This window comes from Streptomyces sp. NPDC043812 (assembly GCF_056436245.1).
In genome coordinates, this window is record NZ_JBWKCY010000021.1 from 11965 (window position 1) to 24958 (window position 12994).

Here is a 12994-nt window from a genome sequence, read left to right on the forward strand (position 1 = left end):
ACCACGCTCGTCGCGGGAACCGGGCGGGCAAGGGGAAACCCCTGCCTCCGGATCCCGCAGCCATGGAACGCCATGGAGCACGCACCCTGCACAAAGGTCCGGGGCCGACGCTCCGGGCCAGGGCAAAGGAGCAGCCATGAGCAACGGAGACATCATCGCCGGTGAGGTCATCGGCACCGCGATACTCATCCTCTTCGGCGCGGGCGTCTGCGCCGCCGTGACCCTGCACCACTCCAAGGCAAGGGCCGCCGGCTGGGTGGCCATCGCCTTCGGCTGGGGCTTCGGCGTGCTGGCCGGGGCCTACACCGCGGCGCCGCTGTCCGGCGGGCATCTCAACCCGGCCGTGACCGTGGGCATCGCCATCGACACCGGCGAGTGGAGCAAGGTGCCCCTCTACATCGCGTCGCAGATGGTGGGCGCCATGATCGGCGCCGTGCTCGCCTACCTCGTCTACTTCGCCCAGTTCCAGGCGAACAACGACATCAAGAACGCGCAGCCGACGCTCGGGATCTTCTCCACCGGACCGGAGATCCGCAAGCCGTGGGCCAATGTGCTCACCGAGGTCATCGCCACCATCGGTCTGGTGCTGCCGATCCTCGCCTTCGGGAGGAACCAGGGCATCAGCGTGGGACAGATCGCGGGCGAGAAAGCCGGTATCTACGGCTCCGGCATCTCCATCCTCCTGGTGTCACTGCTGGTCGTCGGCATCGGTCTGTCGCTCGGCGGGCCGACCGGCTATGCCATCAACCCGGCACGCGACCTCGGCCCGCGTATCGTGCACGCTCTGCTGCCGATCCCCAACAAGGGGACGTCGGACTGGGGTTATGCGTGGGTGCCGGTCGCCGGGCCCGTCATCGGAGGGGTGCTGGCGGGCCTGATCTTCACCGTAGCTTTCTGAGGCCGTCGGCCGCATCGACAAGGGGACGTAAGGGGACGTCATGACCGACAGGTTCGTCGCCGCAATCGACCAGGGCACCACGTCCAGCCGCTGCATCATCTTCAACCAGGACGGCGCGATCGTCGCCGTCGACCAGCGCGAACACCGCCAGATCTTCCCGAAGCCGGGCTGGGTGGAGCACGACGCCACCGAGATCTGGTCCAAGGTTCAGGCCGTCGTGGCGGGCGCGATCGCCAAGGCCGGACTGCGGGCCGAGCAGCTCAGCGCGCTCGGCATCACCAACCAGCGGGAGACCACGGTCCTGTGGGACCGTGCGACCGGCAAGCCGGTGCACAACGCCATCGTCTGGCAGGACACCCGGACCGCTTCGCTCTGCCACGAACTCGGCGGCTCCGACGGGCAGGACCGCTTCCGCGACGCCACCGGACTGCCGCTCGCCAGCTACTTCTCCGGGCCCAAGGCGGCCTGGCTGCTGGACAACATCCCCGGGCTGCGGGCCCGGGCCGAGCGCGGCGAGATCGCCTTCGGCACCATCGACTCCTGGCTCACCTGGAACCTCACCGGCGGCACCGACGGCGGCGTGCACGTCACCGACGTCACCAACGCCTCACGCACGATGCTGATGAACCTTCAGACCCTCCAGTGGGATCCGGCCATCCTTGCGGCGATGAACGTCCCCGAGGCCGTCCTTCCCGAGATCCGTTCGTCCGCCGAGGTGTACGGCACGGCCGTCGGCCAGCTCTCCGGCGTGCCGGTGGCCTCCGCGCTCGGCGACCAGCAGGCCGCCGTCTTCGGGCAGGCCTGCTACGACACGGGCACGGCCAAGAACACGTACGGAACCGGCAGTTTCCTGTTGCTCAACACCGGCGAGCGGCCCGTGCCCTCGAAGAGCGGGCTGATCACCACCGTCGGTTACAAGATCGGTGACGAGAACCCGGTCTACTGCCTGGAGGGGTCGATCGCCATCACCGGAGCGCTGGTGCAGTGGTTCCGCGACCAGTTGGGAATCATCCGGTCGGCCGGCGAAATCGAGACGCTCGCCGCGAGCGTGGACGACAACGGCGGCGCGTACATCGTCCCCGCCTTCTCCGGCCTCTACGCCCCCTACTGGCGCTCGGACGCGCGCGGAGTCGTCACCGGGCTGACCCGGTACGTGACCAAGGCGCATCTGGCACGTGCGGTGCTGGAGGCGACGAGCTGGCAGACCCGCGAGGTCGTGGACGCGATGTACCAGGACTCCGGTGTGCGGATCACCACGCTGAAGGTCGACGGCGGCATGACTGCCAACCATCTGCTGATGCAGCATCAGGCGGATGTGCTGGCGGTGCCGGTGATCCGGCCCAAGGTTTCCGAGACGACGTGCCTGGGCGCTGCGTACGCGGCCGGGCTGGCAACCGGGGTCTGGTCGGACCTCGAGGAGCTCAAGACCCACTGGCAGCGCGATGTGGAGTGGTCGCCGCGGATGGACGCGGAGGTCCGCGAACGCGAATACCACAACTGGCGCAAGGCCGTGGAGAAGAGCTTCGGCTGGGAGGAGGACGCCGGCCGGAGCTGACTGTGTGAGACGCACGGCCCGTACCCCAGTCGGTGGGGGTACGGGCCGTGTCCCGTGTGCTGCCCTCTTCAGGTGGCGGCGGGCTCGCGCATCTGGTCGACGCGAGCCAGCGCGTGCTCGACGACCGCGACGAGGATCTCCTTCACGGACTCGCGCTCCCGTGCGTCGCCGATGAGCAGCGGCACCTCGGCGTCGAGGTCCAGCGCCGCGCGCACGGTCTCGGCCGGGAAGCGGCCCGCCCCGTCGAAGCTGTTGACGGCGACCGCGAAGGGAATGCCCCGCCGCTCGAAGTAGTCGATGGCGGCGAAGCAGTCCTCCAGACGGCGTGTGTCGGCGAGGACGACCGCGCCGAGCGCACCCTGCGCCAGCTCGTCCCACAGGAACCAGAACCGGTCCTGGCCGGGGGTGCCGAAGAGATACAGCACCAGGTCCTCGCGGAGGGTGATCCGTCCGAAGTCCATGGCGACCGTGGTCGTCGTCTTGCCCTCGACACCGGAGAGGTCGTCGACGGGCCGGCCGGCCTCGCTCAGCGTCTCCTCGGTGCGCAGCGGTTTGATCTCGCTGACGGCGCCGACCAGGGTGGTCTTGCCGACGCCGAAGCCGCCCGCCACCAGGATCTTCAGTGTTACCGGCTCCATGGGTGCCGCCCGGCGGCTAGAGCGCCCGAAGACCATTGATCACCTCGCGCAGAATGCTGACGTCCGGCAGCTCGGCCGGCGGTACGGGACGGGTTACATGGACGAGTGCGTCGTCGACGAGGTCGCCGACCAGCACCCGCACCACGCCCACCGGCAGGTCGAGTCCGGCGGCGAGCTCGGCGATGGACTGGGGTGTGCCACCGCAGCGTTCGACGATCTCGACGTGCTCGGGGGACAACGTCTGGTCCCGGCCGGGGTCGGCAGTCGCCGCATCCGGTACGACCAGCGCGATCAGATCGAGCCGGTGACGGCTGTTGTGGCCGGTGCGGCCGCGCGTCATGGCGTACGGGCGGACCACGGGGCCTGCGTCCGCGTCGATCCAGTGGTGTGACGTGCGACTGTGGCGCAGCGAGTCACTCATGGCAGCCGCTCACCCCCCGGCGGCCGGACCGGTCCGTGGTGCGGTGACGAGGTGGGCGCCGACCCGCTTGACCATGAGCGTCATCTCGTAGGCGACCAGGCCCACATCGGAGTCGGCGTCGGCGAGGACCGCCAGACAGCTGCCGTCGCCCGCGGCGGTGACGAAGAGGAACGCCTCGTCGAGCTCCACCACCGTCTGGCGGACCTGGCCGGCGTCGAAATGGCGCCCGACGCCCTTGGCGAGGCTGTGGAATCCCGAGGCGACAGCGGCGAGATGCTCGCTGTCCTCGCGGGTCAGGTCCCGTGACGTGCCGGTCGCAAGGCCGTCGCTGGAGAGCACCAGCGCCTTGCTGATGGTGGAGACCCGGTCGACCAGCTCGTCGAGGAGCCAGTTGAGCTCGCCGGAACCCCTGGTGGCGAACTGGGCGCCGTTGGCGCTGGATGCTGCGGCGTGCGGTGCGGTCATCGACCGTCCCCCTCGGATGTCGTTCCTGGTGCGGTGCTGCCGGAGCCGGTGGCCTGGTCGTCCGTGCCGTGGTCGGTCTCGGCTTCCTCGGCGTTGCGCAGGCGACCGCGCTGCCAGCCGCGCTGCATGGAGGCCATGCGGTTGCGGACCTCGTCAGCGTCCCGCTCGAATTCGTTCGCGGCGGCCGCGTCGGCCGCCTGTTCCGCGGCCCTGGTGGCCGCTCCCCTGAGCTGGGGGGCAAGGTTCGCCTGCCGGACCCGGCGTGGCAGTCCGCCGAGCGGTGGTGGCGTCGCGGTGCCGGGTGTCGAAGCACGGTCGGTCGGTGGCGAAGTCTGCTGTGCGTCGCCCGCGCCGGGTGTCGGTGCGGCGCTCTGACGTCCCGGCCGTCCGCCGTCCCGGCGGACGGGGGCGAGCGGGGTGGGGCCGGAGGCGAGCGGGATGGGCGCGGCGGGCGGCGCGGGTGCATCTGCGCGCGGGTTGGTGCGCGCGAACGGCACCGGGTCGGCACCGCGCCCGTTGTCCGGGGCGGGATGGTGACGACCGGCCGTGGCCTGGTCGTCGACCCGGCGACCGTGGTCGGCGACGAGTGTCGGCGGCTTCCGGCGGGGCAGGGGGAAGGGGCCGGCGACGCGTTCGGAGCGCTGCGGCGGCACCTGGTGGTGCGGGTCCCCGGCAGGGGCGTCCCGACGGCCGGCCGGACTTTCGTGACGGCCGGCGGGGCCCTCGCGGCGGGCGGCCGGGCCTTCGCGGCGGCTGCGGGAGCGGAAGATGCCGCCGCGTTCGCTCTCCGTGTCCTCCAGGTCGGCGAGCGGATCGTCGGCGATACCGGGCAGTTCGCGGTCACCCGGCGAGGAACGGTCGCGGCCGCCGCGCGGTGAACGGTCCTCCGCGCCCAGCATGCCGACGGGGGCCTCCAGTTCGACGGGGCCGTCGAGCAGCGGTGAACCGGCCGGCCCGGACGGCACCTTCGACAGGGCGAGCCTGCCCTGGTCACGCCGTCCGGCGGGGCTGTCGCTCTTGCGGTCGAGCCGGAAACCGGTGCCCTGCGTCTCGGGCGCTTCGGTGAGCAGTGCGGCGGGGATGAACACGACCGCAGTGGTGCCACCGTACGGGGACTGCTGCAGCGAGACGCGGACGTTCTGGCGCTGGGCGAGGCGGCTGACGACGAAGAGGCCGAGCCGGTCGGTGTCCGAGAGCTCGAACTCGGGTGTCTCGGCGAGGCGGAGGTTGGCGTCGAGGAGAGCGTCGGGTGCCATACCGAGTCCGCGGTCGTGGATCTCCAGGGTGAACCCGTTGGCGACGCGTTCGCCGTGGACCTGCACCCCGGTGTGCGGGGGCGAGAACACCGTGGCGTTCTCCAGGAGTTCGGCGATCAGATGGGTGAGGTCGGCGACGGCGGGGCCGCCGACCCCGATGCGCGGCAGCCGGCGCACCTCGATGCGTTCGTAGTCCTCGACCTCCGCGACCGCGGCGCGCACGACGTCCATCAGCTGGATCGGCTTGCGCCACTGCCGGGACGGGGCCGCGCCGGAAAGGATCACCAGCCCCTCGGCGTGGCGGCGCATACGGGTGGTGAGGTGGTCGAGCCGGAACAGGTCGGCGAGCTCCTCGGTGTCCTCCGTGCGCCGCTCCATGGCGTCGAGGAGCGTGAGCTGCCTGTGGAGCAGGACCTGGTTGCGGCGGGCGAGGTTGACGAACACCTCGGAGACGCCTCGGCGCATGTCGGCCTGTTGCACGGCGGCCTCGACGGCGGCCCGCTGAAGGGTGTTGAGCGCCTGGCCCGCCTGGCCTATCTCGTCCTTGTCGTACTCGAGCCGTGGCGCCTCGGTCTCGACGTCGACGTGCTCGCCCGCCGCGAGGCGACGCATCACACTCGGCAGCCGCACGCCGGAGACCTCGTGCGCCTCCTTGCGCAGCCGCGACAGGTCCCGGACGAGGTCGCGGCCGATGCGCACGGAGACGATCACGGACACGAGCAGAGCGAGGAAGCCGAGGACCCCGGCCACACCCGCGCGGACGAAAACGCTGTAAGCGGCGGGCTCGATGCGGTCCTCGTAGCGGTCGCCGGCCTCCTGGCTCTCAACGGCGAGATCGTCGAGAACCGCGGTGGCGGACTCCTGCCAGCGCTCGCCCTCGGAGGCGGGGGTGTTGTCGGCGGGGCCCGCGTCGACGAGACGTTCCTCGGCGTCGCGCAGGGGTGCCGTGTCGGGGCTGCGCCAGTACTGCTGGAAAATCTGGCGTTCCTTGGCGGGCAGGCTCTCCAGGTTGACCTCGTAGTACAGCTCGCGGTGCGCGACGAGGTCGGCGAGGGTGCGCAGTTCCTGGCCGGTGACTTTTCGCGCGGTGAGCGCGGACCGGATCAGCGCGTCCTCCCGTGCGAGCATCTCCCGGGCACGGAGGAGTCCGACGAGCGCACGGCCCTCGCGCTCCATCCCGGCGTCGTCGAGAGCGTGCACGGTCAGCAGGAAGGCGTAGGAGGGGTCGACGAGGCGGTTGTAGAACTCGAGTGCCTGGGCTCGGGACACAGTGCTGGTGTCCACCGAGCGGCGCAGCGCCGCGAGCCCTTCGAGCGCGTCGAGGAGCCCGGTGAGCTGTTGCGACGACTCGGAGGTCATGTCGTCGCGCACCGAGGACCTGTCCGCGTTCGTACGGAGCACGGTGAGCGCGCGGTCGGTTTCCTCGCGCCGGATGCGCAGGGCGGGCTGGGCGTCGGAGGCGCGGCGGTCGGCGAGGTAGACGAGGGTCTGACGCCGTTCCTTCTGCAGCACGTCCACGGCGTCCTCGACGGGAGCACCGATCTGTTCGGCGACCGCGCCTGCGTCGAGGAGCTGGTTCGCCTCCCGGCCGGTGAGCACGGTCGCAAATCCCCACAGTGCCGTGAGGGAGAGCAACGGCACCAGCAGCAACGCCACGATCTTCCGGCGGATGGACTTCCCGCGAAAGCGCATGGCCTCCCCCTGCTCAACCCGTTCCGGTTCGGCGGGTGTTCCGTCAGCAAACGGCGTGAGCCTACTACTGTCACACAGACAACTCGAAGGCCTGTCCGGACGAATTTCGGCCGTCGGACGTGACCTTGATCATGGGATGTCCTGGTATTCGGGGAGTTGGCGTTCCCAGGCGTGCGGCAGCACTGCCGTGGCCACCGCTTTTCGGACCACGGCAGATGGCCGGAACTCTGCGCCCGCGGAGCTCGCACAGGTCTTCGGGGGAATCTTCGCGCCGCGTCACTCGTCAATACGTACAAGGAGCCTCGCGGGTTCACTGTCGCCACGCATCGCCTGCGGCCGTCTTCGGCGGTGGTAGTCGCCATTCGGTCCGCGAGCCGGAGTAGAACGGCGGATTCCGGGCAGCCAACCTGATGTTGGACACCGGTGGGGAGTGACAGGATCCATGGACACGGACGAGCGACGCGACGGGACGGCGGCCACAGTGCGTTCGGTCGCGGCATCGGAGTCGGCGGCGCCGACGGTGCCTTCGCAGATTCGGGCGCAGGCTCAGATTCGGGCACAGACTCAGGTTCGGGCACAGACTCAGCCGGGCGACGAGGCGCACATCCCCCGCCGGCTCTGGTTCGAGGAGCCGGCCGTGAGACGGCGCATGGCGGATCCGGTGCGTACGGCGGCGGTCCGGGCGGTCATCATCACCTCGCTGACGATGATTCAGGCGATGGCGGCCTTCCTCTTCTCCGTGACGGGATCGTGGCTGGCGTTCCCGACGGTGCTCAGCAGCGTGGCGAGCACCGTCGTCGCCACCTGGGCCGTGCTGGACGTCTGGGTCACGCGACAGGTATGGAACCAACGCCATGGTGTGGTGTCCGTACCGAGCAGCACGGCACGGCAGTTGCGCCGGGAGCGCCGGCGCACCAGGCGGGCTGCGCGGGCCGCGGCCCGCGAGGTGTCGCGGATACGGAGGCGCGGCGCGGGCAGGCTGTCGCGCGCCTGACCCGAGACACCCGCGGGACGCGCGTGCCGCGCACCAGGTCCGCGGCCTTCGGGGACCGGCAGATCCTGCTCACGTCACTGCGCGGCCGCTCATCCTTCCGGCTCCGCCTTCGACGGCCCGGCCGCACGTACGGCAGGCTCCGTGGCCTGTCCCGGGACAGCGGCCCGCTTGAACATCCTCGTGGCCGTGATCTCCCCGTGGACCGCCTCGCCCGCGGGGTCGATTGCCGGGAGTCCGGGACGCAGGTGCTCCTCGACGCTGATGTACTTCAGCCCTGCCCGCAGGTCGGCGTCGTTGCGCAGCCGGATGACCAGCGGGAACTCGGCGAGTGCCGTCGTGTCGAACAGGCCGGTCGTGTACAGCAGTTGGACGCCCAACGCATCCGACACCGCCCGCTGGAGCTCCAGGAGATACGTGGCGTTGGCCCGGCCGATGGGGTTGTCGAGGAACAGCGTGCCCGCATGCCGGTGCTTGTCACGTCCGCGGTCGTTGCTTCGCAGGGCGGCCATCGTGCAGTACAGCGCGATGGCGGCCGTGAGCAGCTGTCCACCGGAGAAGACGTCGCCCATCTGCCCGACCGGGACCCGCTCGGCGCGGAGCACCGCGTCCGGCTTGAGGATCTCCACGGCCACGCCCTTGGGCTCCAGCGCTGCCTGCACTCCGCGCAGCAGCAGGGACATGCCGTCCCGGCGGCCCTCACCATAGGCCGCCGACGCGTTCTTCTTCACGGCGGCGCGGGTCGCCTCGTCGACGACCTCGCCGAGACGCTCGGCGAGGGACGCCTGGTCCGGCTCCTCGAACCGGATGCGCAGGAACTCCTGCCCGGACCACTCCCCCAGTCCTTCGGGCAGGCGGGACAGCCGCTGGGCCGAGCGCAGCGTCGCCAGCGCCGACTCCACCAGGCCGCGCAGCCGGTCGACGATCGTGTCGCGGTTGCGCTCCAGTTGGGCCAGTTCGTCGGTGAGCACCCGCAGCCGCGGCGCGAACGCCTCCGCCCACTTCGCCGCGTGCTCCGGCAGCGTGGCGGCCGGCAGTTCGCGGATCTGCTGCCGCGCGGGGGTGCGCACCTGCTCGTACCGGGTGGCATTGGCATGCCGTACGAGCACATCGCTCGCCTCCCGTACTGCGGATTCGGCGGCGGACAGGTCCGCCGCGCACCCACGCAGCGAACGGCGGGCCTCGGCGGCCGTGTGGCGGGCCTCCTCCAGCGTGCCGGGGTACGGCTCCGGGGCCGCTGCCGACTCGTCGTCGTGGTGATGGTCACGGAGCAGATCGCGCAGCAGCGCGGCCGTCTCGTCGAAGCCGCCGGCCGCGTCCTCGGCGGCGCGGTGTGCGTGGAGCAGCGCGGAATGCGTGGCACGTGCCGTCTCCAACGCCTCCGTGCGCGCGGCCAGTTCGCCGCTCGCCGTGCGCAGCAGAGTCTGTGCCTGCTCGGCGTCGGCAGGGACGAGGTCCTCGGGCAGTTCGGTGTGGGCCTGCCCGTCGGCGGGCGCGAGCCGCTCGGCCTCGCCCCGTAGGCGGCCGAGTTTCTCGCTCGCCTCGGAGGCCCGCGACTCCAGCATCTGCACCAGGGATTCGGCTCTGGCCGCGGCCGCTTGGCGGGAGGGGCCGTCGGCGCCGTCCGTGCCCTCCAGGAGCTGGGCCGCACGGGTGCGCACCTTGTTGGTGAGCCGGTCCAGCTCCGCCAGCGCGGCGCTCTCGTCGCTCTCGGCGCGGGCCTGTTCGGCGCGGAGGTCGGCGCCGACCCCGACCTTCTCGTACAGCTGGGACGCAGCGCGGTACGCCTCGCGGAGCGCGGGCAGCGACGAGCGGGGCGCGTCGGCCTCCTGGTCGGCGACGTGCTCCGGTGCGCCCGCGATCTCGGCGCGCTCGGCGCGCAGTGCGCGGGCGGTACGACGGGCGTCGTCTCCGGCGCGCTGGGCGGCGCGGCGGTCCTCGTCGGCGGCCTTGGCGCGTTCGAGGCAGACGGCGGCGCGGGCCTCGGACTCGGCCGCGTCGTCCGCCAGTTCGCGCAGCTTCGCCTGCCAGCCGGCGCGCTCGCGCAGCCGGAACGCAAGTCCGGCCAGGGCGTCGGCCACGCGCCGCGCGCGCTGGGCGGCCTCCTGTCGCTCGTCGCGTACCCGCGCGGCATCGGTGGCGGCCTCGTCCGCCTCGGCACGTGCCGTCCGGGCCTCGTCGAGCGCTTCCTGCGCCTCCTGTGCAACGGTGCGGGCGGTGGCTGCGCTCTCGGCGAGCTCGGCGAGCATGCCCTGCGGACAGTCGTCGCGCCAGGCGGCGAGACGAGCCGCGAGGGTCCGGTCGGCGGCGAGGCGGGCGGCGAGCGCACGGATCTCCTCGTCACGGGCGGTGGCCCTGGCCCGGAGGGCGTGCCGCTCCTCGTCGGCGGCCTGCTCGTCGTGCATGGCGGGGTTCGGCGGGACGAGGAACACGTCCCCGTCCGTACCGGTGCCGGCGGCGGGCACGGGGGCGAGCAGCGCGGCGGCGGTGCCGACGGCCACCGCGGAACGGGGCAGCAGCGCGGCGCCCGCGAGCACCTCGCGGGCCCGGGCGTGGGAGGAGGGGTCGGTGATCACGACACCGTCGACGAGCTCGGGCCGTGCCGCCAGCACGGCAGCGTGATCGGCCGGGTCGACGGACTGGGCGAGGTAACGCCAGCCGGGCAGCGCCGGGATGCCGTGCTCGCCCAGATACTCGACCGTGGCGAGCACATCCGGCTTCGGCGGCAGCAGTCCGCCGTCACCGAGGGCGCCGAGGATGCGGGAGTCGTCGGCGGCGGCAGTACGCAGGTCGAAGAGCTGCCGCTCGGCGGAGGCTACGGAACGGTCCAGCAACTCGCGCAGTTCGTCGGCGAATCCGTCGAGCTCCTCGACACCGAGAGGGCGGTCGGCATCGGGGCGCGGGGCGCCGGTGCCGTGGACACGCGTGGCGGGTCGGCCGTCCTCGGACGGGGCCGCCGGTGCGCCGCCGCCCGCGGTGGGTGCGAAGGGCGCGCCGTCCGCGGGGTGGGCGCCGTCGGCTCCGGAACCCGTCTCCGCGGTGCCGGGCGCCGCATCCGTCACGGATGCGGACCCGGTGGGGTCGGCCGCGTGCGCGTCCTCGCCCGAGCGCTGCTCGCCGGCCGACGACGCCGGCGCGCTGCCGGGGCCTCGCGGGGCCGGGACCGTCGTCCCCGTGGCGTGCGGGGCGGGCGTGGCCGGCAGACTCAGCAGGTCCGCGAGCCGCTCGTCCTCGGTGAGGCTCTGGGCGGCGCGGCGCTCCGCCTCGTGGGCGTTCTCCGCCGCCAGGGCGGCGTCCGCGGCGCGGGCGGCGGCCAGTTCGGCGCGGGACTCCGCCGCTGCCGCAGCCTTCGCGCGCTCTGCCGTACTCCGGGCCGCCTCGCGTGCGGCGTCCCATGCGGCGACCGCCGTCTTCTCCGCGTCGCTGGCCGCGAGCGCGGCGCGTGCCGGATCGGCGTCGGGCGCGGAGTCGTCGAGCCATCCGGCCCGTACCGCTTCGGCCGTCTCCTGTTCGACCTCGGCGAGACGCTGGCGCAGATGGCCGATCTCGCTCCGGGCGCGCTGCGCCTCGGTGGCCGCGGCGGTGGCGTCCCGATGGGCGGCCTCCCCCGCCTCCTGGAGGGCGGTGGAACGCTCCTCCTCCTCGTTGGCCACCCGCTCGCCGTCCTCGGCGGCCGAGTGCAGGACGCGGACCAGGTCCGCGGCCGCCCTGGCGCGCGCTGCCAGAGCGGGTGCGGCGTCGCGCTCGGCCTCGCGGATGGCGGCGGCGACGCGGGCGGACCGGTCACCGGCGGCGCGGTGGCGCAGCACCGCCTCGGCGGCCTGCCAGGCGGAGTGCAGGGTGCGCGCGTCGATCAGTTCGCGACGCTGGGCGGCCGCGCCCTTCTCGGCGACGGTCAGGGCCAGGGAGGCGTGGCGGTAGGCCAGTTCGGCGGCGACGAGGGAGCTGCGTCCGCGGGCATGCTCGGCCTCGGTGACCGTGTGCGCGGCGGCGGTGACCTGCTGGGCGAGGTCGGCGGTTCGCACCCGCTCGTCCGCGGCGCGCGCGGCGAGCCTGCTCGCCAGGGTGCGGGTTCGGCGTTCGGCACCCGCATGGATGTCACGCGCCCGGCCGCGGGCTTCGGCGGCCTCGACGATGCGGCCGAGGAGGTCGACGGAGCCCGCCGTGAAGTCGCGCTCGGCGGTGAGCTCGGCGCGGCGGCCGAGTTTGTTGCCGAAGCCGCTGACGAGGTCGGCGAGACCGTCGGTGTCACGGGTGTCGGTCACGGCCCGCAGCAGCAGGTCGGTGAAGTCGGAGTCCTTCTTCACCGCGAAGAGGCCGGCGGCCTCGCCCTCGTCCGCGTTCATCTCGCGCTGGTAGCGGAACAGTTCGGGGTCGAGACCGACGTCGCCGAGGTGTTCGTTCCAGCGGTCGTGGATCTCCTCCCAGTACACGTCGAGGTGCGGATAGGCCTTCCCCGCTTCGGTGATCGCGTCGCGGAAGCCCTTCATGGTGCGTCGTCGGCCCTGGGCACCGGAGGCCCCCTCGACGGGCGGTCGCACGGCCGTCGACTCGGCCACGGGGAGGGAATCGAGGCCGAGTCCGGGGCCGGGCCTGAAGGAGTACCACGCCTCCGCGAACTTGCGCGGGTCGTTCGACACCTGGCGGCCGCGCCATTCGCTGACCTTGCCGACGACGACCAGCTCACCTGTCAGGGTGTGCTGCCATTCCAGGGCGACGTGTCCGCAGTCGTCGGCGAGCAGGAACTTGCGCAGCACGCCGGAGCTCGCGCCGCCCAGTGTGTTGCGGTGGCCGGGGAGCATCACGGAGAAGATCAGCTTGAGCAGGACGGACTTGCCGCCGCCGTTCTCGAGGAAGAGCACGCCCGCGGGCGCGGGTCGGCGCGGCGGGCCGACCGGCTCCTCCTCGAAGAACTCCGCCTGCGCGGGAGCGGGGTTGGGCACGGGCTCGCCGACTCCGCGCAGGTCGAGCACGGTGTCGGCGTAGCGCGCACCGGCAGGACCGATGGAGTAGAGGCGGACCCGGGACAACTCGTACATGGCGGCGGACTCTCAGTCTTCGGCTGGCTCTGTCGAGCG

General features: G+C 72.4%; 8 protein-coding genes. 3 read left to right on the forward strand and 5 right to left on the reverse strand.

What is annotated here, in order from left to right:
• Positions 1–136 precede the first annotated feature (136 nt).
• Both AC067Z_RS27720 and glpK read left to right on the forward strand, forming a co-directional pair.
• The gene (locus tag AC067Z_RS27720) at positions 137–898 is read left to right on the forward strand and encodes an MIP/aquaporin family protein (RefSeq protein ID WP_478792344.1); all 762 of its coding nucleotides are present in this window, start codon (positions 137–139) and stop codon (positions 896–898) included.
• Positions 899–938: 40 nt separating this feature from the next.
• Positions 939–2453, forward strand: coding sequence for a glycerol kinase GlpK (glpK, locus tag AC067Z_RS27725; protein WP_478792345.1), 1515 nt, complete (start codon positions 939–941; stop codon positions 2451–2453).
• A gap of 68 nt (positions 2454–2521) precedes the next feature.
• Here glpK and AC067Z_RS27730 read toward each other — a convergent pair whose 3' ends face one another.
• From AC067Z_RS27730 to AC067Z_RS27745, 4 genes are read right to left on the reverse strand one after another with little or no spacing between them, the layout of a single operon-like run.
• Complete coding sequence (locus AC067Z_RS27730; protein WP_478792346.1) at positions 2522–3127, reverse strand: GTP-binding protein; 606 nt, start codon at positions 3125–3127, stop codon at positions 2522–2524.
• Positions 3108–3512 carry a DUF742 domain-containing protein gene (locus AC067Z_RS27735; protein WP_478792347.1) on the reverse strand — a complete coding sequence of 135 codons (405 nt, stop codon included), beginning with the start codon at positions 3510–3512 and terminating at the stop codon, positions 3108–3110. The genes AC067Z_RS27730 and AC067Z_RS27735 overlap by 20 nt, the downstream gene beginning before the upstream one ends.
• 9 nt (positions 3513–3521) lie before the next feature.
• Positions 3522–3977 (reverse strand): roadblock/LC7 domain-containing protein, encoded by a 456-nt coding sequence (locus tag AC067Z_RS27740; protein WP_478792348.1) that lies wholly within the window; start codon positions 3975–3977, stop codon positions 3522–3524.
• Positions 3974–6925 (reverse strand): sensor histidine kinase, encoded by a 2952-nt coding sequence (locus AC067Z_RS27745; protein WP_478792349.1) that lies wholly within the window; start codon positions 6923–6925, stop codon positions 3974–3976. Before AC067Z_RS27745 ends, AC067Z_RS27740 begins: the two co-directional genes overlap by 4 nt.
• A gap of 550 nt (positions 6926–7475) precedes the next feature.
• Here AC067Z_RS27745 and AC067Z_RS27750 point away from each other — a divergent pair.
• Positions 7476–7919: a hypothetical protein gene (locus AC067Z_RS27750; RefSeq protein ID WP_478792450.1), complete on the forward strand. Its 444-nt coding sequence runs from the start codon at positions 7476–7478 to the stop codon at positions 7917–7919.
• Positions 7920–8008: 89 nt separating this feature from the next.
• Here AC067Z_RS27750 and AC067Z_RS27755 read toward each other — a convergent pair whose 3' ends face one another.
• The gene (locus AC067Z_RS27755; protein ID WP_478792350.1) at positions 8009–12955 is read right to left on the reverse strand and encodes a coiled-coil domain-containing protein; all 4947 of its coding nucleotides are present in this window, start codon (positions 12953–12955) and stop codon (positions 8009–8011) included.
• Positions 12956–12994 lie beyond the last annotated feature (39 nt).

What these genes read in the sequence shown, in the direction of transcription:
- AC067Z_RS27740 (WP_478792348.1), bottom strand. Translation starts at nt 3,977, where the DNA reads ATGACCGCACCGCACGCCGCAGCATCCAGCGCCAACGGCGCCCAGTTC.
- AC067Z_RS27735 (WP_478792347.1), bottom strand. Translation starts at nt 3,512, where the DNA reads ATGAGTGACTCGCTGCGCCACAGTCGCACGTCACACCACTGGATCGAC.
- glpK (WP_478792345.1), top strand. Translation starts at nt 939, where the DNA reads ATGACCGACAGGTTCGTCGCCGCAATCGACCAGGGCACCACGTCCAGC.
- AC067Z_RS27755 (WP_478792350.1), bottom strand. Translation starts at nt 12,955, where the DNA reads ATGTACGAGTTGTCCCGGGTCCGCCTCTACTCCATCGGTCCTGCCGGT.
- AC067Z_RS27730 (WP_478792346.1), bottom strand. Translation starts at nt 3,127, where the DNA reads ATGGTCTTCGGGCGCTCTAGCCGCCGGGCGGCACCCATGGAGCCGGTA.
- AC067Z_RS27720 (WP_478792344.1), top strand. Translation starts at nt 137, where the DNA reads ATGAGCAACGGAGACATCATCGCCGGTGAGGTCATCGGCACCGCGATA.
- AC067Z_RS27745 (WP_478792349.1), bottom strand. Translation starts at nt 6,925, where the DNA reads ATGCGCTTTCGCGGGAAGTCCATCCGCCGGAAGATCGTGGCGTTGCTG.